The 22,361-nt window shown below is 28.3% G+C and carries 23 protein-coding genes and 1 other RNA gene; 2 read left to right on the forward strand and 22 right to left on the reverse strand.

The genetic code is table 11. The features are described from left to right. Nucleotides 1-228 precede the first annotated feature (228 nt). Nucleotides 229-543 (forward strand): TIGR04076 family protein, encoded by a 315-nt coding sequence (locus EJL03_RS03235; protein ID WP_125152542.1) that lies wholly within the window; start codon nt 229-231, stop codon nt 541-543. Nucleotides 544-593: 50 nt separating this feature from the next. On the opposite strand, the gene rnpB is transcribed toward EJL03_RS03235, so the two are convergent. The 8 genes from rnpB to EJL03_RS03275 all read right to left on the reverse strand — a co-directional run bounded on the left by rnpB (nt 594) and on the right by EJL03_RS03275 (nt 8,421). Continuing rightward, nucleotides 594-937, reverse strand: an RNA gene (rnpB, locus tag EJL03_RS03240) — RNase P RNA component class A. A gap of 65 nt (nt 938-1,002) precedes the next feature. Further along, complete coding sequence (locus EJL03_RS03245) at nt 1,003-1,716, reverse strand: zinc ribbon domain-containing protein (protein WP_164508990.1); 714 nt, start codon at nt 1,714-1,716, stop codon at nt 1,003-1,005. A 63-nt stretch (nt 1,717-1,779) separates the two neighbouring features. Next, nucleotides 1,780-2,589, reverse strand: a complete 810-nt coding sequence (locus EJL03_RS03250) for a Nif3-like dinuclear metal center hexameric protein (protein ID WP_125152544.1) — start codon at nt 2,587-2,589, stop codon at nt 1,780-1,782. After that, entirely contained in the window at nt 2,580-3,269 is a 690-nt protein-coding gene (locus EJL03_RS03255) for a tRNA (adenine(22)-N(1))-methyltransferase (protein WP_125152545.1), read from the reverse strand. Before EJL03_RS03255 ends, EJL03_RS03250 begins: the two co-directional genes overlap by 10 nt. Before the next feature lie 24 nt (nt 3,270-3,293). Further along, nucleotides 3,294-4,178, reverse strand: a complete 885-nt coding sequence (locus EJL03_RS03260; RefSeq protein ID WP_125152546.1) for a PH domain-containing protein — start codon at nt 4,176-4,178, stop codon at nt 3,294-3,296. Between the two features lie 79 nt (nt 4,179-4,257). Beyond that, nucleotides 4,258-5,322, reverse strand: a complete 1,065-nt coding sequence (gene rpoD, locus EJL03_RS03265) for an RNA polymerase sigma factor RpoD (protein WP_125152547.1) — start codon at nt 5,320-5,322, stop codon at nt 4,258-4,260. Between the two features lie 20 nt (nt 5,323-5,342). Beyond that, on the reverse strand, nt 5,343-7,109 hold the full coding sequence (gene dnaG / locus EJL03_RS03270; protein WP_125152548.1) for a DNA primase: 1,767 nt from the start codon (nt 7,107-7,109) through the stop codon (nt 5,343-5,345). Nucleotides 7,110-7,386: 277 nt separating this feature from the next. Beyond that, nucleotides 7,387-8,421, reverse strand: a complete 1,035-nt coding sequence (locus EJL03_RS03275; protein WP_125152549.1) for a deoxyguanosinetriphosphate triphosphohydrolase — start codon at nt 8,419-8,421, stop codon at nt 7,387-7,389. Nucleotides 8,422-8,647: 226 nt separating this feature from the next. Between EJL03_RS03275 and EJL03_RS03280 the strand changes: the two genes are divergently transcribed. Continuing rightward, on the forward strand, nt 8,648-9,715 hold the full coding sequence (locus EJL03_RS03280; protein ID WP_125152550.1) for a CotS family spore coat protein: 1,068 nt from the start codon (nt 8,648-8,650) through the stop codon (nt 9,713-9,715). 40 nt (nt 9,716-9,755) lie between these two features. Here EJL03_RS03280 and ppdK read toward each other — a convergent pair whose 3' ends face one another. The 14 genes from ppdK to EJL03_RS03350 all read right to left on the reverse strand — a co-directional run bounded on the left by ppdK (nt 9,756) and on the right by EJL03_RS03350 (nt 22,268). Next, complete coding sequence (gene ppdK / locus EJL03_RS03285; protein ID WP_125152551.1) at nt 9,756-12,389, reverse strand: pyruvate, phosphate dikinase; 2,634 nt, start codon at nt 12,387-12,389, stop codon at nt 9,756-9,758. Nucleotides 12,390-12,455: 66 nt separating this feature from the next. Further along, entirely contained in the window at nt 12,456-13,097 is a 642-nt protein-coding gene (gene ccpN / locus EJL03_RS03290) for a transcriptional regulator CcpN (protein ID WP_125152552.1), read from the reverse strand. A gap of 342 nt (nt 13,098-13,439) precedes the next feature. After that, on the reverse strand, nt 13,440-14,006 hold the full coding sequence (locus tag EJL03_RS03295; RefSeq protein ID WP_125152553.1) for a DUF4342 domain-containing protein: 567 nt from the start codon (nt 14,004-14,006) through the stop codon (nt 13,440-13,442). Then, on the reverse strand, nt 13,999-14,754 hold the full coding sequence (gene recO / locus EJL03_RS03300; protein ID WP_125152554.1) for a DNA repair protein RecO: 756 nt from the start codon (nt 14,752-14,754) through the stop codon (nt 13,999-14,001). The genes EJL03_RS03295 and recO overlap by 8 nt, the downstream gene beginning before the upstream one ends. Before the next feature lie 26 nt (nt 14,755-14,780). After that, the gene (era, locus tag EJL03_RS03305; protein WP_125152555.1) at nt 14,781-15,662 is read right to left on the reverse strand and encodes a GTPase Era; all 882 of its coding nucleotides are present in this window, start codon (nt 15,660-15,662) and stop codon (nt 14,781-14,783) included. Nucleotides 15,663-15,671: 9 nt separating this feature from the next. Beyond that, nucleotides 15,672-16,070, reverse strand: a complete 399-nt coding sequence (locus EJL03_RS03310; protein ID WP_125152913.1) for a cytidine deaminase — start codon at nt 16,068-16,070, stop codon at nt 15,672-15,674. Nucleotides 16,071-16,194: 124 nt separating this feature from the next. Then, on the reverse strand, nt 16,195-16,887 hold the full coding sequence (locus tag EJL03_RS03315; RefSeq protein ID WP_125152556.1) for a diacylglycerol kinase: 693 nt from the start codon (nt 16,885-16,887) through the stop codon (nt 16,195-16,197). Nucleotides 16,888-16,978: 91 nt separating this feature from the next. Continuing rightward, nucleotides 16,979-17,479, reverse strand: coding sequence for an rRNA maturation RNase YbeY (gene ybeY / locus EJL03_RS03320; protein ID WP_125152557.1), 501 nt, complete (start codon nt 17,477-17,479; stop codon nt 16,979-16,981). Then, nucleotides 17,476-19,572 (reverse strand): HD family phosphohydrolase, encoded by a 2,097-nt coding sequence (locus EJL03_RS03325; protein WP_125152558.1) that lies wholly within the window; start codon nt 19,570-19,572, stop codon nt 17,476-17,478. The genes ybeY and EJL03_RS03325 overlap by 4 nt, the downstream gene beginning before the upstream one ends. Nucleotides 19,573-19,608: 36 nt before the next feature. After that, nucleotides 19,609-20,739, reverse strand: coding sequence for a sporulation protein YqfD (gene yqfD / locus EJL03_RS03330; RefSeq protein WP_206427340.1), 1,131 nt, complete (start codon nt 20,737-20,739; stop codon nt 19,609-19,611). A 1-nt stretch (nt 20,740) separates the two neighbouring features. After that, a complete protein-coding gene (yqfC, locus tag EJL03_RS03335) occupies nt 20,741-21,025 on the reverse strand; it encodes a sporulation protein YqfC (RefSeq protein ID WP_125152560.1) in 285 nt (94 codons plus the stop codon). A gap of 106 nt (nt 21,026-21,131) precedes the next feature. Next, nucleotides 21,132-21,581, reverse strand: coding sequence for a GatB/YqeY domain-containing protein (locus tag EJL03_RS03340; RefSeq protein ID WP_206427341.1), 450 nt, complete (start codon nt 21,579-21,581; stop codon nt 21,132-21,134). Between the two features lie 27 nt (nt 21,582-21,608). Continuing rightward, the gene (gene rpsU, locus EJL03_RS03345; protein ID WP_010292600.1) at nt 21,609-21,785 is read right to left on the reverse strand and encodes a 30S ribosomal protein S21; all 177 of its coding nucleotides are present in this window, start codon (nt 21,783-21,785) and stop codon (nt 21,609-21,611) included. Between the two features lie 138 nt (nt 21,786-21,923). After that, the gene (locus EJL03_RS03350) at nt 21,924-22,268 is read right to left on the reverse strand and encodes a histidine triad nucleotide-binding protein (protein ID WP_125152562.1); all 345 of its coding nucleotides are present in this window, start codon (nt 22,266-22,268) and stop codon (nt 21,924-21,926) included. Nucleotides 22,269-22,361: the final 93 nt, after the last annotated feature.

Raw genomic sequence — 22,361 nt, forward strand, 5'->3', positions numbered from 1 at the left:
ATTCCCAATAATTTAAGAAAAATAATAAGATTTTACTATAAGAACTTAAAATATATTATTTTATTCATTATAAAGTTGTTTACACACAATATTTATAATCATTTTATTTATAAATATACTTACTATAAATCCTTTCAAATTTTTATAATTAAAAAATATTATTTGTACTAACAAAAAATATACGTTATCATTATAATATGAACATAATTAATTTAGGGGGGTAATACCATGGAAAACTCAAAAAAATATGATGTTAAAATTACAGTGTTAAAAAAAACTATTGTAGAAGATATTCATAAAGAATATGCTAAAGATGCTGTACCTGTTGTCTGTTCAAAGAGTGAAGAAGGAGATATATTTATATCTAAAAATGCTACTCAACCAGAAGGTTTTTGTAATGGTGCTTGGAAGGGAATTTCTGATACCGTTTACGTTTTAGCTTCTGGTGAAAATAATCCACATGTTAAACAAGATGGAATAGCTATACGTTGTTGTAACGACGGTCTACATCCAGTTATATACAAACTAGAAAGACTTGCATAGTTAATAAATAAAAAAACACTACGTTTTTACGTAGTGTTTTATACTAATTATAAACGACCAAACCTATAAGCGGAGTTCTGTGTTAAACAGTCATCTATCTAGGTCTATTGTTACCAATAGACTCAAGCGATACTACCCGGAAGCGGGACGGGCCATCCCTTTATGCTTCCCTATTCGATCTTGCTCCAGATGGGGTTTACATAGCCGCAAAGTCGCCAATGCGCTGGTGAGCTCTTACCTCGCCTTTCCACCCTTACCGAAGTAAACTTCGGCGGTATATCTCTGTTGCACTTTCCTTCAAGTCACCCTGACTGGGTATTATCCAGCACCCTGCCCTATGGAGCTCCGACTTTCCTCTCCTGCTATAAGCAGCAGCGACTGTCTGGCTTACTCGCAAAATATATAATAACACATACCAATATAAATTGCAACTAATTTTTTAATTTTAAGCTATACATCTTAAATATTGTCTAGTAGAAGTATTCTTCCACAATTATCACAATACACTATTTCTTTTTTCTTATTTAAATCATCTATTGTCTTTGTAGAAATTTTTACTTTACACCCTGTGCACACACCATTTTCTACTAATGCAATAGCATTTTTTTTCCTTTGTCTTACTTCTTTAAATTCTTTTAATATCTCTATTGGGATTTTATTTGTTATTCTATCTATACTATCTTTATTACTCCTATACTCATTCTTACATTTTTTTAAGTTATTATTTACATCTTCCTTATACTTATAAAAATCATTCCTTATTTTTTCTATTTTTAATTTTAATTCTTTTAAGTCTCTTTCTAAATTTTCTTCTCTATCTAATAAATTAATTAGTATGTCTTCTTTTATTTTAACTATACTTTTCTTTTCATCAATCTCCCTTTGAATATTATTTATCATTTTAATATCATTGCCATATTTATTATAAAGATCAAATTCATCTTTATCTAATTCCACTTTAATCTGATCTATTTCAGAGTTTATTACAAAACTTCTACTATTAATTTCTTCAAGCTTATTTTTTTTATTTAAGTACTCATTCTTTAACAAATTAAATTTTTTTTTCATAGAATCTAATACAACTATATAGGATTTATCCTTTAACACCTTATAATTTTCTTCTAATTTAGTATACCTATTCTGTAATTCTAATAGCATTTTTTCATTATTCATAAATAACCCTCCTTTTAAATATTTTACTATATAAAAAATAGAAATAAGCATACTAGCCTATTTCTATTTGTATTTATATGGTGACACAGTTTCTCTAGATATAATTATTTTATTACTATATCCCATAAATCTTATTCTATTCTCCAACCATTTCCCAACAATTTTCATGCCAGGCCACTCTGTAGAAAAATGTCCAGCATCTATAACAGTTAATCCCTCTTCATTTAGATCACTTACATAATGATAGGTAGTATCCCCTGTAATAATACAATCAGCACCTAATCTCTTAGCTTTCCATAAGAAGTCATTACCACTTCCATTTATAACTGCAACCCTTCTTATACCCTTTTTATCTTCTCCAACATATCTTAAAGAAGCTATATCAAAAGCCTCTTTAACTTTTTCACATAGATTCTCCAATGTTATTTCACTATTTAAAGTAACAATTCTTCCTATACCACATTTTTTATCCTCAGCATTAGCATTAATTTCTATAATATCATAGTCGTTAAAATCTAATAACCTCATTACTAAATCATTTATTCCATCTCTAGTAGAATCAAGATTAGTATGACTAGAATAAAGACTTATATCATTTTTTATTAGTTGAATTATTTTTTTACCAAGAAGAGACTCAGTAGTAATGTTAGATGGCTTATTAAATAGTAATGGATGATGAGTTAATATAAAATTACACCCAACTTTTTTAGCTTCCTCAATAACCTTTAAAGTACAATCAAGAGCTATTAAAATAGATGTAACTTCACATTCTGGATTTCCAACCATTAAACCAACATTATCATAATCTTCTTTTAACTTTAAAGGAGCAAACATTTCCATTATTTCCATTATATTACCTACTTTTAAAGCCATTCTAACAACTCCTTTAATTTGAATATTTTTCTTTTTACTTCCTCTCTTCTAACCGCTGCAAGTTTAGTATCTTCTGTTATAGCTATTAATATCCTATTATTTTTTTCTATCTTTTTTAATATATATTCCTTAATGAGGGGATGATTATTTTCCAACAAATATTTACTTACTTCGTAAAAAACATTGTCTATTTTTGTTGATTTTTTCGAATACTTTACTTTAATTATCTCATAAAATTTATTTTCGTCAACACATAATTCTTCCTCTATTATTTTATATCCATTATTATATACATACTCTCTAAATATTTCTGGATTCTGTACGGGCTGAACTATTAAATAATCCAAATCTTTAAATATATCTTTGCCCTCTTCAACTATATCTTTTATTAAATTGCCACCCATACCTGCTACTATAGCACAATTAACTTCTTTTGATTTTAATGTAGTAAGTCCTGATCCTATTCTACACTCAATAAACTTGTCCAAACCCTCAGATTTAATATTAAATTTAGCTTTATTTATAGGACCTTTATTAATATCTGAAGCAATAACTTTTTTACATATATCATTACTTATAAGGTAAATAGGTATATATCCATGGTCCGTTCCTATATCTGCACATGCGTAACATTTATCCACCATATTTGCAATAGTTTTTAATCTCAAACTCAACTCCATTTTCATTCTCCATTCTAGTAAAATCTAAAAGGTAACAAGAATTCTACCTTGTATTATAAAAAATAGTAAAGCCACTATAAGTGATACATATATAAATTTGTAAGCGGATTTTTTATCATATTTTGAATAAAAGTACGATGAATAATACATACAAAGTAAAATAGCCATATTTAAAACCCCATAAGTCATTTGTTTAAATGCAAATTGTTTACCCGTTCCCATTTTTACTGGTTCAAAATTAGCATTGAAGCTAAGTGGCATTTGCTCAGGTAGTTTACCATATAGATACAAAACAAACGGTGTTAAAGTCAAATATATTATTATTAATGTAACTATTCCAAATGGTATAATAAACTTTTTGTCTTTATAAAAATTAGTATTTTTATTAAATTTATATTCCCACTTTTTAAGTTGAATTTCCTTATTTTTTAATATTTCTTCAAACTCTCCTGCATTTTCTGGAGATAATCCATACACCATATCCTCTGTTTTTAAATAGAATATATTACTATTAGATGTAATGTACATTTTTGTAGTTCCTATATTATCTATTATAGATTTTCCCAATGCAAAATTATCTTTACCATATCCATAAAGCTTTATACCTTTTATTCTCCCCTGACTTTTATTATATCCTTTAATTTCTTTAAGTGATATTTTTTCCTCTTTTAGTCCAAATATATTATATATGTATATATATTTATCATCGATACTATATTTTAAGGACATATACATAAATATATAATGAAACTCATATATATTTATTACTATTAATGCTACTTTAATTAAATTTGATAATTCATATGAATTTATAAAAAATAATAATAATACTATAAAGCCATTATATAATAATGTTTCCATTATTATATATGGCATTCCTTTTCCTTTTATAGATTTAAAGTTTTGCATATACCCACCCTTTTCAATTATTTATAAATAAGTGTCCAAAATTAGTTATATGAATAAAGCACCAAAAGGTGCTTTAAAATTAATCTAAATAATCTTTTAATTTTTTACTTCTACTTGGGTGTCTGAGCTTTCTTAACGCCTTTGCTTCTATCTGTCTAATTCTTTCTCTTGTTACATTAAATTCCTTTCCTACTTCTTCTAACGTTCTTGCCCTTCCATCATCTAATCCAAATCTTAGCCTTAATACTTTTTCTTCTCTTGGAGTTAATGTATCCAACACATTTATAAGCTGCTCTTTTAGCATTGTAAATGCCGCCGCTTCTGCTGGTGCTGGTGCATCATCATCAGGTATAAAATCACCTAAGTGACTATCTTCTTCTTCTCCTATTGGAGTTTCCAGTGATACAGGTTCTTGAGCAATTTTCATGATTTCTCTTACTTTATCTACAGGCATTTCCATCTGTTTTGCTACTTCCTCTGGTATTGGTTCCCTACCAAGCTCTTGTAAAAGTTGTCTTGACACTCTTATTAATTTATTTATAGTTTCTACCATATGAACTGGTATTCTTATTGTCCTCGCTTGATCCGCTATTGCCCTTGTTATAGCTTGCCTAATCCACCATGTAGCATAAGTACTAAACTTATATCCTTTTCTATAATCAAACTTCTCTACAGCCTTTATAAGTCCTAAATTACCCTCTTGTATAAGATCTAAAAATAGCATTCCTCTTCCAACATATCTTTTCGCTATACTTACTACCAATCTTAGATTAGCTTCTGCCAATTTTTTCTTTGCTATTGGATCTTCTTCTTCAATCCTTTTTGCAAGACTTATTTCTTCTTCTGATGAAAGTAGAGGCACTTTACCAATTTCTTTTAAATACATTCTTACAGGATCATCTATGGCAATTCCTTCTGGAACAGATAAATCTATTTCTTCTTCATGATTTTCTGCTTCTTGTGCATCTCCTACTACATCTATACCCATTGATTCTAGCACTTCATATATTTTTTCTATCTGTTCTGGACTTAAATCAACTTCGTCTAATTCATCCATAATTTCTTTATATGTAAGGCTGCCATTCTTCTTGCCTTTTTCTATTAATTTTTTTACTAACTGCATTTTTGCATTTTTATCTTTCATAATATTGCCTCCTTCCGCCATTACTGCATACTTCCTAACTGTTTCTTGATACTTACAAGTTCTTGGGCTAATCTAAGTGATTCTTTTATTGCTCCTTGTGATTCATACTCCTTAATTTTAATCATAATTTCTTTTCTGGTCTCCTCTAATTTAAATTTTTTAATTTCCCTTATAAAATCTTCTATTAAAATTTTGTAATCGCAATTATCACTAATCAAATTAGTTTCCAAAATATTAACCCACTCTTTTATTACTTCACTATCTTCATACTTAGTCTCTATAATTTTTCCTATCTCTTTAACATCACAATTTCTATTTTCTAATATCGTTTTATATATCTTTTTATGTACGTTAAATATAAATCCATTTTCATCTAAAATATCACACATATAATCTAATGCTTCTTTATTGGAAACTATTAATTTTAAGAGTTTTCTTTCACTCTTTACATATATTGGTTCTACATATAATTTATTCCCAAATTCCTCATCAATATTCATTTTTTCGTTACTATGTATGCTCTTTTGCATTTTTTCATTAATTAAATCATATAATGCCTGTTCTTTTATACCTGTTTTATCAGAAATCTTTCTTATATAAATACCTTTTTCTACAGGATTTAAATCCTTTATTATTTCCATAGCTGCTTCAGCATACTTAACCATATTTTGGGTTTTGGATAAATCTATTCCTTCACTAGCTTTTTTTATTTTATAATCTATAAGTTCTAAAGCCTTGCCTGCAAGCTTTAAAAACGCTTCTTTGCCATAGTTTTTTATAAATTCATCTGGATCCTTTCCAGCTGGTATAGAAAGTACTCTTACATCAAACCCTTCATTTTTCAGAACATCTAATCCTCTCATAGTAGCCTTTTGCCCAGCTACATCTGCATCATAGGATATTATGACCCTATCTGAATATCGTTTTAAAAGTTTAGCCTGATTGTGAGTTAAAGCAGTTCCAAGTGAAGCTACTGTTGAAAAAATTCCTTGTTGATGCAGAGATATACAATCCATATATCCCTCTACTATTATAAATGTCTTTTGTGGATTATTTTTAATTGCGAAATTTAACCCATATAAATTAATACCCTTTTTAAACACATTTGTCTCCGGAGAATTTAAATATTTAGGTTTGGAATCATCCATAACTCTTCCTCCAAAACCTATAACCCTCCCCCTATAATCAAATACAGGAAATATAATTCTATTTCTAAATCTGTCATAAAAAGAACCTTTTTTACTTTTTATAACAAGACCGGCTGTAAGCATATCTAACTCTGTATATCCTTTAGACTTTAGATGTTTTAAAAGTCCATCCCACTTGTCCTGTGCATATCCTAATCCAAATTTTGTAATAGTTTTTAACTCTATTCCCCTATCAGTTAAATAAGTTAATGCTTTTTTGTTTTTTCTCAAGTTATAAAAAAAGTACCTTGCGGATTCTACATTAATTTTATAAAGCTTTTCATTAATATGTACTTCTCTTTTATCTTTATTGCTACTTATATCTATATTGGCTCTTTCAGCAAGTAATTGTACCGCCTCTAAAAAGGGAACATTTTTTGTCTTCATAACAAAAGTTATTACATTTCCAGCTTCTCCACATCCAAAACATTTGTATATTTGTTTATCTGGAGTAACCGTAAAAGAAGGGGTCTTCTCATTATGAAATGGACACAACCCCGAATAATATCTACCTGTTCTTTTAAGTTTTGTAGTTTCTGAAACCACATCTACAATGTCGTTTAGTTCTTTTACTTTTTCAATGACATCTTCCGATATCAATTATACATTTCACCTTACCTTTTTTTAATAATAAATTTTAATTAAATTTTTTCAAATAATTTGTATATGTTTTTAAATTTTCCTCAACAAAGTTTTATATATTCGACAAAAATTAAGATATTCCTTCTTAGTATAAAAATATTTTACCAAAATTATCTTTAACTATAATATATATTCTTTATAAAAATTAAATATCCTTCAAAATTATAATTTTTTATGGATATATAAGCAAGTATTATTATACCCTAAATCAACTGAATTTTATTCCCATTTTTCATCAATAAATAACAATTTTAGGAACATATATCTTATTAAATAAAAAAAGACAATAATCATCACTCATCCCGGATATATAATCCGCAACTCCTTGATATAATCCTTCTTCATCTACTATATCTTTATAAAGCTTTGGCATATTATCAGGATACTTGTAATAATGTTCAAATACCTGATATAAAACAAATTTAGCCTTATCCCTCTCCTCTTTTAAAATAGTTCCTTTATACACATTTCTAAACATAAAGCTTCTTAACTCTCTTAAAGCATTTTCTATTCCTTCACTTAAAGCTACTTCTTTAACATTGTTTTCAATATTATTTAAAGTAGTATATATGCAATCCCTAACTAAAGTATCCACCCTAGTGCTATGGGTTTTACCTAAAATATTTAATAGCTGGTTTGGAATATTTTCCTGATTTATCATGCCTGCTCTTATTGAATCATCTATATCATGATTTACATAAGCAATTTTGTCACTGTATTTCACTATTTGTCCTTCTAAAGTACATGCCTTTATAGATTTCTTACTGTAGGAAAATCCACTATGATAAAGTATACCATTTAATACTTCATTCGTTAAGTTTAAACCTTTCCCTTGTTTTTCAATTTTTGTAAGTACTCTTATACTATTTTTATTATGAGCAAAACCATTTGGTAATAAACTATTTAAAACCTCTTCTCCACTATGTGCAAAGGCTACATGACCTATATCATGCCCCAGAGAAATAGCCTCTATTAAATCTTCATTTAAGCCGATTGCCTTACCTATAGTTTTGGCTATCTGGGCCACCTCTAATGTATGGGTAAGCCTTGTTCTATAGTGATCACCAGAAGTTTTAATATAAACCTGAGTCTTGTGCTTCAATCTTCTAAAAGACTTACTATGTATTATTCTATCTCTATCCACCATAAAACATGTTCTTACTTCGTCAAATTCCTCCTTATTCTTTCTTCCCTTAGATTTACTAGAAAACGCAGCATAAGGGATTAATATTTTTTTTTCTGCATTTTCTATATTTTTCCTTATACTCATAATATCATCACCACAATTTAAATATTCTATATTCTATTTAAAACTCCTTTTTTTCTTTAATTAATTAATATATTTACAAAATATATTAATTATTTTATTTTAATTCAACATTATTTTTATTCTTTAATATGAATTTTAATTTTATAAATTATACTAGATATTTATGTATATTATAAATAGTTTAATAATATCATTATAAAGAGACAACTTATTAAGGAGTGTTTTTATGAGTTATGCTGCACAAAAATATAGCGCAGATATATTTTCAGAAGAAAATATTAAAAAATGTGTTCTTCCTTATTATGGTTTAGAAACTGCTATAGTAACACAAATAAAATTTAAAGATACAGATAAACAAAGAGCAGTTTATAGAATAGATGACACCAACAATAGTTATTGCTTAAAAAAAGTATATTTTTCTAAAGAAGAATTACTATTTGTATACTCCTCTATAGAATGGTTTTATCGAAACAATATAAAAGTCCCTAGAATTCTACCTACTTTAGACGGTGGAAGATTTGTGAATTATAATGATATGTTATTTATACTTACTCCTTGGATAGATGGCTCAAAATGCAACTATGATATAAAAGAGAATATTCTTTCCTCTTCTGAAAATCTTGCAAAAATGCATAATTGTTCGGAAAAATTTCATTCTATTAAAGGTAGCTTAGTAAGAAAAAGTTTTGATAATATTAATGCGTCAACTTGTAAACACTTTAATCACTTATTAAAATATTCAAACTCTGCTTTTAAATACAAAGATAAGTTTTCAAAATTATTTTTACAACATTTTGATACAAATATATCTATGGCTCAAACTGTATCAAGCATAAGTAATAACATAAAAACTGATAACCTTTCTAAGTCTTTATGTCACCTTGATTATGTTAATAAAAATATAATATTAGATACTAATAATAACATATGGGTTATAGACTTTGATAAATGTAGAATAGATTACTGTGTACATGACATTTCATACTTTATGAGAAGATTTATGAAAAGAACCGGTACCAATTGGGATTTTTCTCTAGCAATAGACTGTCTTAATTCTTATGAAAAGTTTCGTTCTTTAAATTTAGATGAATACAAATATATATTAGTATACCTAGGCTTTCCTCAAAAGTATTGGAAAATATCCAGGGATTATTATAAAAATATCCGTAAATGTAACAAAAACTCCTTTGTAAAGTTATTAAATAAAGCCATAGAAAATGATACCTATCAATATGAGTTTTTATACCAATTCATTAATTATATAGAAAATAAATTTAATGCAAAACTATATTAAAATAAGCTCTGCAAAACTATCGCAGAGCTTATTTAAAACTCTATTTTCTTGGATTTTTAACTTGAGCCTGTGCTGCTGCAAGTCTAGCTACAGGGACTCTAAATGGTGAACATGATACATAATTTAAACCTGTATTGTGGAAAAACTCCACTGATGAAGGATCTCCTCCATGTTCTCCACATATTCCTAGTTTAATATCTGGTCTTGTTTTTCTTCCAAGTTCACAAGCCATTTTAACTAGTTTTCCTACTCCAAATTGATCTAATTTTTGGAATGGATCAAAATCATATATTTTCTTATCATAATAATCATTTAAGAATTTCCCTGCATCATCCCTTGAAAAACCAAATGACATCTGTGTTAAATCATTAGTTCCAAAAGAGAAGAAGTCCGCTTCTTTTGCTATTTCATCTGCGGTAATAGCAGCTCTTGGAATTTCTATCATAGTACCCACATGATACTTTAATTCCATTCCTGAATTAGCTATTATTTCATCTGCAGTACTTACTACAATTTCCTTAACAAATGCTAATTCCTTTATTTCCCCTATAAGAGGAATCATAATTTCAGGTACTATATTATATTCCTTTCTCTTTTTAACATCCAAAGCAGCCTCAATAACAGCTCTAGTTTGCATCTCTGCTATCTCAGGATATGAAACCGTCAGTCTACATCCCCTATGACCCATCATTGGATTAAACTCATGCAAAGACTCCACAGTAAGCTTTAAATGTTCGAAGCTTATTCCCATATCCTTAGCTAATTCTTCTATATCTTCATCTTCTGTTGGTAAGAATTCATGTAATGGCGGATCTAAAAATCGTATAGTTACAGGTCTATCTTCCATTGCCTCATATATACCAATAAAATCCTCTCTTTGCATAGGTAAAAGTTTCTCTAATGCTTTTCTTCTCTGTTCTTCAGCATCTGCTACTATCATCTCTCTAACAGCTGGAATTCTATCTTCATCAAAGAACATATGCTCAGTTCTACAAAGTCCTATACCTTCCGCTCCAAATTTAACAGCTTGTCTTGCATCTCTTGGAGTATCCGCATTAGTTCTAACCTTCATAACTCTTAGTTCATCAGCCCATCCCATAAATGTTCCAAAATATCCACTTATCTCTGGATCAACAGTTTTTATAGCTTGACCATATACATATCCTGTTGTTCCATCAAGAGATATATAATCACCTTCATTATATGATTCACCATTAACTTCAAAAGTCCTTTTAGCTTCGATTACCTTTATATCACCACATCCAGCTACACAGCAAGTACCCATACCTCTTGCTACAACAGCCGCATGAGATGTCATTCCACCCCTTACAGTAAGTATACCTTCTGCAGCTACCATACCTTCTATATCTTCTGGTGAAGTTTCTTGTCTAACAAGTATAACTTTCTCCCCTAATTCATGGTGTAATTTTGCTTCTTCAGCTGTAAAATACACTTTACCACAAGCTGCTCCTGGTGATGCTGGAAGACCTTTTGCTATTACCTTGGCGCTTTTTAGTTCTTCCACATCAAAGTTTGGGTGCAATAACGTGTCCAACTGTTTTGGATCAACCTTTAAAATAGCTTCTTCCTTGGTAATTAGTCCTTCACTTACCATATCAACTGCAATTTTTAACGCTGCTTGAGCAGTTCTTTTACCATTTCTAGTTTGTAAGAAATATAATTTCCCTTGTTCTATAGTAAACTCCATATCCTGCATATCTTTATAATGATTTTCTAAATTACTTGCTATGTTAATAAACTGTTCATAGCATTCTGGTAAATCTTCTTTTAACTTTGTTATAGGTTGAGGTGTTCTTATTCCTGCAACAACATCTTCTCCTTGAGCATTAATTAAATATTCACCAAATATGGCATTCTCCCCTGTAGCTGGATTTCTTGTAAATGCAACCCCAGTTCCTGAAGTTTGTCCCATATTGCCAAATACCATACTTTGAACATTTACAGCAGTACCCCAATCTCCAGGTATATCATTTAGTCTTCTGTATACAATTGCCCTTGGGTTATCCCATGAACTAAATACAGCTGTAATAGCTGCTATTAGCTGTTTTCTAGGTTCTTCTGGGAAATCTTCTCCCATTTCTTTTTTGTATATCTCTTTAAATTTATTTACTATTAATTTTAAATCAGATGATTTAAGATCAGTATCAAATTTAGCTCCTATAGATTCCTTAACTTCATCTAAAACATCCTCAAATTTTCTTTTATCTATTCCCATAACAACATCTGAGAACATTTGAATAAATCTTCTATAAGAATCATAAGCAAATCTTTCATTATTAGTTAATCTTGCTAAACCTTCAACAGTCTGATCATTTAACCCTAAATTTAATATTGTATCCATCATTCCTGGCATAGATACTCTTGCACCAGATCTTACAGAAACTAATAGTGGATTATCTATACTTCCAAACTTCTTTTCTGTTACTTTTTCTAATTCATTTAATGAATTATAAATTTGATCTACTACTTCTTCTACAAGTTTTTTCCCATCTTCATAATACTTTGTACATGCTTCAGTACTTACTGTAAATCCTTGTGGAACAGGTATTCCTAAATTAGTCATTTCTGCTAAATTAGCTCCTTTTCCTCCAAGTAAATTTCTCATTGATGCATTACCTTCCCTAAAAAGGTACACATATTTTTTGCTTTCCATAATAACATCCCCTTTGTTAAATTGTCATTTTTATGTAAAGAGTTTTAACCCATTACACTTATCATTTTAGGAATTTTCGCCCATCTTAACTAGTAATTTAGTTATATTAGTTTTTGACACCTTGCCTATTATTTTAAATGAATCCTTTTTATCTGAATCCTCTTTAACAACTACTGGTAAACTATCAACTTCATGTTCTATAATTTTTATTGCTGCTTCATAGGCATTTTCTTCTTCGTCTACAAATACTATATTAGGCATTCTAGTCATAATAATTCCTACAGGAACTTTATGCATATCAGTTCCACCCATTGCAAATTTTAAGAAATCTTTTCTTGAAGTAGCACCCACAAGTAATCCATTATTTTCAACAAATATTGTACCAACATCATTTAAAAACAAATTTAAAATAGCATCGTAAACCGTAGTAGCTTCATTAACTACCACAGGCTTTGACATAATATCTTTTACCTTTATATTCCTTATATGATCATATATCAAACTATAAGAGGGCTTTTTAGAATGTATGTATCCTACTTTAGGCTTTGCCTCTAATATGCCTGTCATAGTAAGAACTGCTAAATCTGGTCTTAAAGCTGCTCTTGTAACTCCAATCCTTGATGCTAATTGTTCACTTGTTATTGGTTCATGTTCCTTGACTAATTTTATAATTTTTTCTTGCCTTTGTGATAGCTTAATTTTAGTCACCCTCTTTCCAAAAAGATAAATATTCTTCAATTTGTGTTTATTATATCATTATATTTACATTAATAGTATAACACTTTTATCTTATTATGCTTATTTATTTGTAATCATCTTTACCTATTTATCTTTTTCTTTTTCATACGTTATTTTTCATATTATAGTAAGTATAATTTAGTTATGTAATAAAGTGGCATTATAATAATACTTTTATTAATACTAATATAACACATTTTCATAATTTTTACTATTTTTTATATAATTTAGTTTTTTTCTTAAATAAATTAACTCTATGTTATTATAGGTAAAATCTAAAAGTCAGCAGATTTATTCTGCTGACATAAATACCTATTGTTTTTCTTTCTTATCTTCATCTTCATTTGATTCTTCAAAATTTACCGTGTATGAATATATACTATCTTCCTTACTATAACTTTCACCTTTTTTAAACTTATCTTTCATATTCGAAGTAGTTTCATGAACCTTTTCTCTTACGTCATTTACAGTGGTTTTTATTATCTTATTTACCACCTCAACTGAGCCATCTGATTTAGTTATTTCAACTGTAACTTGTGTTAAAGCTGCTGCAAATAATATTAAGGTTATAAATGGTGATACAATAAGTGCAGTTAAAGTTACTAATGCACCTGCATTTACAGGTATGTCAATTACAACTTTATCCTCTTTTTTCACCTTAATCCTACTTATATTGCCCTTATTAACTAAATCTTTTAGCCAAGCAATAAATTCATCTTTAGTTACATATGGATTTTCTTTCTTTTTCTTTTCTTCTATATAAATTAGTGCATCTACTACATTTCCATTGCAAACATCCAATGCTTCTTTAGCTTCCGAATATGTAGCACCTGTTCGTTCTCTTATGATATCAATTTTCTCTAATGTTGTTTCATTCATAATTCTCACTTCCTTTTATAAAATTTAATGTTTCCAAGCTTTTAGGTTTTCTAAAATAATTTTGGGAAATTATAGTAGTTAATATCCTTCTTATCTCATATTTTAAATTTTCTGGAATAATTATTCTATAGGATTTATCTATTTGTATATTATTTAAATATTTTAATATATTATAACCACCATAACTAATAGGTATACCCTTAATCTTTTCACAAGTATCACATACACCACCAATATATTGCAAGCTCATATAATTAGAGGATTTTAATTTTCTCTTACATATACAACACTTATCTAAATTTAATCCATACCCAGTAGCCTTTAATATTTTTAATTCAAAAATAACACTTAAAGTTTCTAAATCTACCACATTATTTCTCATAAGATAAAATGAAGTTACAAATTCTTTGAATAGCTGCCTATTACTTTCTTCTTCTTGTATAGCAATATCCACAAGCTCACAAAAGTATGATCCATAAGTTATAGTTTCCAAATCACTTAGCATATTTTGAAATGAATCTATAATCTCTCCCTCATTTAAAGTATACATACCTTTTCCTCTATACACCATATAATTTCCATAACAAAATGGAAGGGTACTAGAAAAAAATTTACTCCTATTTTTTTTAGCTCCTTTAGCTATTACAGATATTTTACCTAATTTTTCAGTAAAAAACCATACAATTTTATCCCATTCTTTATAATCTTGGGTTTTTATAACTATAGCTCTAGTATTAAATATAGCCAGATGACCATCTCCCTATTAATGTATAATTATTTATATCCTAATTCTTTAAGAAGATTACTACTATCTCTCCAATCCTTCTTTACCTTAACCCAAACCTCTAAAAAAATCTTAGTTTGTAAAAACTCTTCTATATCCTGTCTAGCATATTTGGATATTTTCTTTAGCATGTTACCATTTTTGCCTATTATTATACCTTTGTGTGAATCTTTTTCGCAAAGCATATTAGCACTTATTTGATAAATTCCTTTTTCGTTTTGTTTCATACTTAGTATTTCTACTGCTATACCATGTGGAACTTCTTCTTTTAAAAGTCTTAATGCCTTCTCCCTTATTATTTCTGAAACAATAAATCTTTCCTGTTGATCAGTTATCATATCCTCAGGATAATATTTAGGTCCTTCAGGTAAATTTTCCTTTATAAGATTAATTAATTGGTCAACATTTTTACCTTTAACTGCTGATATTGGAATACATTCTAAAAAATTAAATTCTTCTGAATAATTTTTCAAAGTTTCAGCCACTCTCTCATTTTGATTCTCATCTATTTTGTTTACAACTAAAAATACTGGTATATTAGCTCTTTGAAGTTGCTCTAATATATACCTATCACCTTTTCCTATTTCCATATCAGGTGTAGTTAAAAATAAAACAACATCTACTTCTTTCAAAGAATCCTCTGCTATTTTTACCATATATTCGCCTAACTTATGTCTAGGCTTATGTATCCCTGGGGTATCAACAAATACCAACTGGTAATCTTCTCCTGTTAGTATAGTTTGAATATTATTTCTTGTGGTCTGAGGTTTACTTGATACTATAGATAATTTTTCTTCCATTATTGTGTTTAATAATGTTGATTTTCCAACATTTGGTCTTCCTATTATTGTAACAAATCCTGATTTAAACATATTTCCTCCTTATTTTTCCAAATCCTTGTTTGTAAAAGCCCCTGGTAATATTTCTTCAAAAGTTTTTACAATATATTCATTTTCATTTTTTGCAATTATTATTTTAATATCCTCTGTACAAAATTCACTTATTACCTGTCTACAAATTCCACAAGGGAAAGTAAATTCTTTAAAACTTCCTACTACAGCTATAGCCTTTAATTTTCTTTCTCCTTCTGAGATGGCTTTAAATATAGCAGTCCTTTCTGCACAATTTGTAGCCCCAAAAGAGGCATTTTCTATATTACATCCAGTAAATATTTTATTATTATCCGCTAATATAGCCGCACCAACTTTAAAATTTGAGTAGGGTACATATGCATTTTCCCTTGCCTGTAATGCTTTTAAAATTAATTCCTTATAATCTATGTTACCCAATTACAGTTCCTTCCTTTCACTTTATTAAAATTTACTTTGTAAATAAAATTATAACATTAATACATGTTCCTGCAATAATTATTAGTAATTTTATAATTATATTATTTAAAATAATTTATCCAAAAATATTAAATAATACTATAGTTAAAATGACTCCTAGTAGTGCACCAGCAACTACTTCTTTAACAGAATGAACTTTAGAATCCACTCTACTTTGTGCAACAATTGTAGCTAAAAAATAACTAAGTATTATGGGAACTGTATCCTCTGTTATTAATGCTATGGTAGTTGCTATAGAAAAAGAAATAGCGCTATGCCCACTTGGCATACCACCTTTTAAAGGTGTCCCCTCTCCATATATAGCCTTTATCACTAAAGTAACTATGCAAACTATAAATAGTATTATGAATATCATATATGGATCTGAATTTTTTATTTTCTTTATAACTATTAAATTTATATCTTGTAATTTCTTCCAAAATATTATATATCCTACTGCAAATGCATTAATTGCAGTAACTAATACTGCTCCTGCAGCTACATTTTTAGCTATTTTTACTAATGGATGATAATAATTTGTAGTGGCATCAATAGCAAACTCAATAGCAGTATTTATAAGTTCTGCTGTAATTACCATAGTAATAGTTATTAATATTATTAATAACTCACCTTTACTTAAATCATAAAAAAAACATGCAGTTAAAACCAACAATGTTGCAATCATATGTATTCTCATATTTCTTTGAGTTCTTACTGCATACACTAGCCCTTCTATAGCACAATTAAAACTATCTATTAATTTTTTCATAATTCCACCCACTTTGTTAGATTATATATTTAATGAACAGTTTATAAATAAACTGTTCATTAATTTACTTAAAATCTAATATCTTATGAGCCTATCTTTTTAAATTAAATTTATCCATTATCTCTTCTTCTCTTCTTCTCATTAAATTTTTATCTTCATCTTTCATATGATCATATCCTAAAAGATGTAGTACTGAATGTACTGTTAAATAAAAACTTTCTCTTAAAAAAGAATGACCATATTCTACACTTTGTTCCTTTGATCTTTCTAATGATAAAACTATATCCCCTAATACTAATCTATTTTCATCTAAATCCTCATCTTTAAATTCATATCCCTTATAAACTTCTTTAAATACCTTTCCTTCTGGATAATTAAGCATAGGAAAAGATAACACATCTGTAACTTTATCTATCCCTCTATTATCTCTATTAATCTTTTTTATTGATTCATTATCTACAAATATCAAGCTAACTTCATAATCTATCTCTACTTCCTCAATTTTTAAAACATAATTAATAATATTTTCTATACTTTGCTCAAAACTTTCATCTATAATTATTTTTCCCTGCCTATTATCTATATATATCATTCCTTATGATCAGTCCTTTCACTTTTGTTAACCCATTTATCTGTTGGATATTCTATTCTTTGATGATATATTCCCATAAGCACTTTTGTAAAAGTATTTCTTATTTTATCCAAATCCTTTAAAGTTAAATCACAATTATCTAATTGACCTTCATTAAGCCTATCTTTTATTATTTTGTTTACCATTTCTTCTATTTTTCCCTTAGTAGGCTCACTTATAGACCTTACAGCTGCTTCTACTCCATCTGCTAACATAATTATTGCAGCTTCCTTTGTCTCTGGCTTAGGTCCAGGATATCTAAAATTTTCCTCTTTTACTTCCTCAGGATTTTCACTAGAATTCTTTACTGTTAAATAAAAGTATTTAACCAACGTAGTTCCATGATGCTGCTCTATTATATCCCTAATTGCAATAGGTATTTTATGTTCCTTCGCCAGTTCTACACCATCTTTTACATGAGAAATTATTATAAGTGTACTTAAATTAGCAGTTATATTTTTATGAGGATTGTCATTTCCTATTTGATTTTCTTTAAAAAAGTAAGGCCTTTTTATTTTACCCACATCATGATAATAAGCAGCTACTCTAGCTAACACGGGATTCCCCCCCACTTCTTCTGCAGCTACTTCCGCCAAATTTCCTACTAAAACACTATGGTGATACGTACCCGGAGCTTCTACTAAAAGTCTTTTTAATAACTTGTTATTAGGATTTGATAACTCTAAAAGCTTTATAGTAGTAACTATATCAAACGTACTTTCAAAGAAAGGCAAAAATCCAATAGTTAAAACACCAGATACTACACTACCTATAAATGCAAAAGAAGCTTTTTTGGCAACCTCTATTGTATTATTACTAAGTAAAATTCCTGCAGAAAAAGTTAATAAAACATTTATTATCGCAATATAAACTGCTGAATATAAAATATCATTTCTCTGTTGCATTTTCTTTAAAACTATAGATGCCATAATAACATTCATTATAGCCAATATAGTTATTTCCACATTAAATTCCACAGCACAACTTATGAGTATACAATTTAAGCCATTAATTATTAACGCCGATCTATTATTTATAAGAAGATTAAACAGCATAGGCACACAAGCTAATGGTATTAAAAATGCCTTTATACTAAACACTCTAGCTAAAGTTATAGAAATACAGGTTAATATATTTACCAATATAAGTTTACTAAAATCATTATATATTTCTTTATTATGTTTATATAAATATAACCATTCTATTAAAAGAACTAAGCTTATTAAACCTGCTAAACTTATATATATAAATATCTGTGGTTTATCATTATTATTTAGTAGTCCTAACTTATCAAGAATATCTATCTGAGCCTTAGTTACAGGTTCCCCTTCTTTTACTACAATCTGATCCTTTTTTATAGTAACGGGAGGCTTTTTCTTAGCTTCTTCTCTAAGTTCCTCAGTTTTTTCTTTATCATAAAAAAAGTTAGGTTTTATCTGAGAATAAGCTATATTAGTAGCTAAATCTTTCAAAACCTTTTTAGGGAGCTTAGATGTATTTACACTTAACTGTATAAATTCCTGAGCTTTTTTTATATCTTCTCCATTGTTTGTTTCTTTTGTATCATTTATATTTACAGTATCATATAATTGGGACATAATATCTATTAAAAAGTTATTTAAAGTCTTTAAATCTTCTTTACTCAAATTTAATAAAATTGAATAGTCTTCATCATATAATCCTATTTTAGATTGTTCTTTTAATTTACCTACCTTTTCTTTAACTTCACTATTAGAATCTTTTAACTGAATTAATTGATTAAATAAGGAGTTAATATTATCCATTACACTAGTTTTTATTTCTTGATTCTTATTATATTGAAGCGGTACCGCTTCAATAGCCTGTTTAATCTTAGCTTTTGTGGCAATATCATCTACTATTTCCCTTGGAGCTTTTATATCTACTCTAGCAATATCACCCTCTCTTAGGCTATATTTTTGCGTCACCAATGATGTAACCAATACACCATACAAAAATATAAATGTACAAACAAAAACAGCCCCTCTTTTTATAGCATGATTTTTAAACATTTTTTCTAAAGTATTTTTTCTCATAAATACCATCCTTCTGTTTAACTTAGTAGCGCTACTCTATTTTTTAGCTTCTGCTATATTTTCCTCTGCTACTACTAACACTCTTACAGTTATAGTATCATTTTCCTCTTTATAGTCAATAATTTTATCCACTATATTTACACTTTTATTAAAATTTAAGGATATTTTATTTATTATTTCCTTAGAAGTATTATCTATTAATTCTTTTTTATCAGCATCATATTTTTTTTCCTTTACTTCATAAAATTCTTCTATTATAATAGGTCCTTTATTATTTTCTATTTTATCATACTTACTAAAATTATTCACAGATTTTTTTATTGTAAGTACCTTATTCCCTAGTTTAATATATATATTTTTAATTATTTTTCCCGTTCTCTCTCTCTTTATTTTATACTTTTTTACATCTTTTATTTCTTCATGAAAAGTCCTAGCTATTACATTTCCCTTAGCATGAACTGGATACAAATTATGTTCTTTTCCTTGCTCTCCTTTTACAAGAATATCTCCCTTTTTTACTATATCTCCGTTTTTAACTATAGCAGTTCCTGATACAGTATATACTCTAACTACTTCTCCATCACATCTTGCTACTAAATCACAAGTTTCATCTTCTGCAACTGTTTCTGGTGGTATTCTTCTTTCTGATGCAGTAATTTTAAGAGTGGCTCCTTCTATTCTGGCCCTAATCCACATTATATTATTATTATCATCAAGTAATTTTTCTTCCAATGAATAAACATCTAAATTCTTTTTATTTACCCCTTCTTTTATTCCATAAGAAATAAGCTTTCTTCTTATTTCATAAGGCGATAAATTTTTCTCTGTTTCTATATCTATTTTCCATATAAATGTTGATAAATAATATATTATTAATGCAAAAATTAATATACCAAAAATTAATGCTCTTCTTTTTCTTATTTTTAAAAAGAAAAAAGCTATTCCATTTCTTTTTATAATTTTTACTTTTGTACCTGTTTTTTTAGATATATCATCTATTTTAAAATAATCTTTAAAATTTACTTCTAATACAACTGTAGTAATATTCTTTTTCTTTATATTTTTTACATATATATTATTTTTCCAAAGCAAGTTTATAAATTTTTCTGGTATCAATGAATGTATTTCTAGGGTTACAAAACTATTTTTATACTTATTTAAGTTTATCTTACTCATTTCCCTCATACTCTATTGATTTAAATCTTCCTTTTAATGTTATAGTACTTCCCCCTAGAAACAATATCTCAAAATCTTTTCCATATATGGATACCAGACCTATTCTTGAATTAATTTTAACTACTTTTTCATCAAAAACCACTATGCCTTTATGGTTTTCAATTATTATTTCTCCATCTCCTGTTACTATAATTTTAGGTAAATCTAATACTACATCCCTTGGCAAATCTAATTTTTGTGCTAAATTAACTTTAGCTTTATCTAATTTTTCCTCCAATTTCTCACCTTTAAAAAAGTACTTTCATACTAATTTATGAATTTCTAATAATATAAATGACAACCAAATAAAAAAAGACTGAGTTAAATCAGTCTTTATTTTAGAATTAATTATTTAAATTTCTTTTTACTATTTCACTAACAAGCTTACCATCTGCTCTACCTTTAAGTTCTGGTACAACTATAGCCATAACTTTTCCCATATCTTTTATGCTGTTAGCTCCCACTTTATTAATTGCCTGACAAACAAATTCAGTAATCTCTTCTTCTGTTAATTGCTGAGGAAGGTAACTTAACAAGATTTCTATTTCAGATTGAGCAGTTTCCACCAAATCCTGTCTGTTTCCTTTTTTGAATTCAAGCATAGCTTCACGTCTTTGCTTAACTTCCTTAGCTAAAATCTCAATGATTTCATTATCATCAAGTTTTCTTCCTTCAGTTTTTTCTACTAAAAGTATTGCTGATCTAGCCATACTAATAGTACTAGCTTTTAATTTATCGCCTGCCTTTAAAGCTTGCTTCCAATCTTCCTGCAGTCTTTCTTTAAGGGCCATAATTTAGTACCTTCTTTCAAAAGTTCTATTTTATTTAAATTTTCTCTTTCTTGCAGCTTCAGATTTTTTCTTTCTCTTTACGCTTGGCTTTTCATAGTGTTCTCTTTTTCTTACTTCTGAAAGCACACCAGCTCTAGCGCATTTTTTCTTAAATCTTCTTAACGCGTTTTCTAATGATTCATTTTCTCCAACTTTTATTTCTGACATTGATATCCCTCCCTCCGCTAGCTCAATTTAATTAATAAATTAAACAGGCAATGTGGGTTACTACATAGCACATAGTTTATTATATAATAATAGAGCAGATGCTGTCAACAATTTCATTAATTGTTTTAGTTTATTAGGTTAGCCTGGTGGCCATCGCAATGTTCTTCCTCCTAATAAATGAAAATGAATATGTGAAACTGTCTGTCCCCCATCTTCACCACAATTACTTACTATTCTATAACCTGTTTCAGCTATATTAAGTTTCTTAGCTATAATTTTCGCCACAGAAAACACATGCGAAATAACCTTTGCATTATCCTCATTTAAATCATTTATACTTGATATATGCTGCTTTGGTATTATAAGCACATGGACTGGAGCCTCAGGCTTTATATCTTTAAAACTTAACACTAACTCATCTTCATATACCTTTTCTGAAGGTATTTCTCCCTTTATAATCTTACAAAATAAGCATTCTTCCATGATTTCACCTCCTTTAAAAGGATGGAATATAAATATAATTCAACAAATCAATTAATTTTCCTTCTATAATTATTTATAATAATTTTCTTAAAT

This window comes from Clostridium rectalis (assembly GCF_900626095.1).
GTDB lineage: Bacteria > Bacillota > Clostridia > Clostridiales > Clostridiaceae > Clostridium_AS > Clostridium_AS rectalis.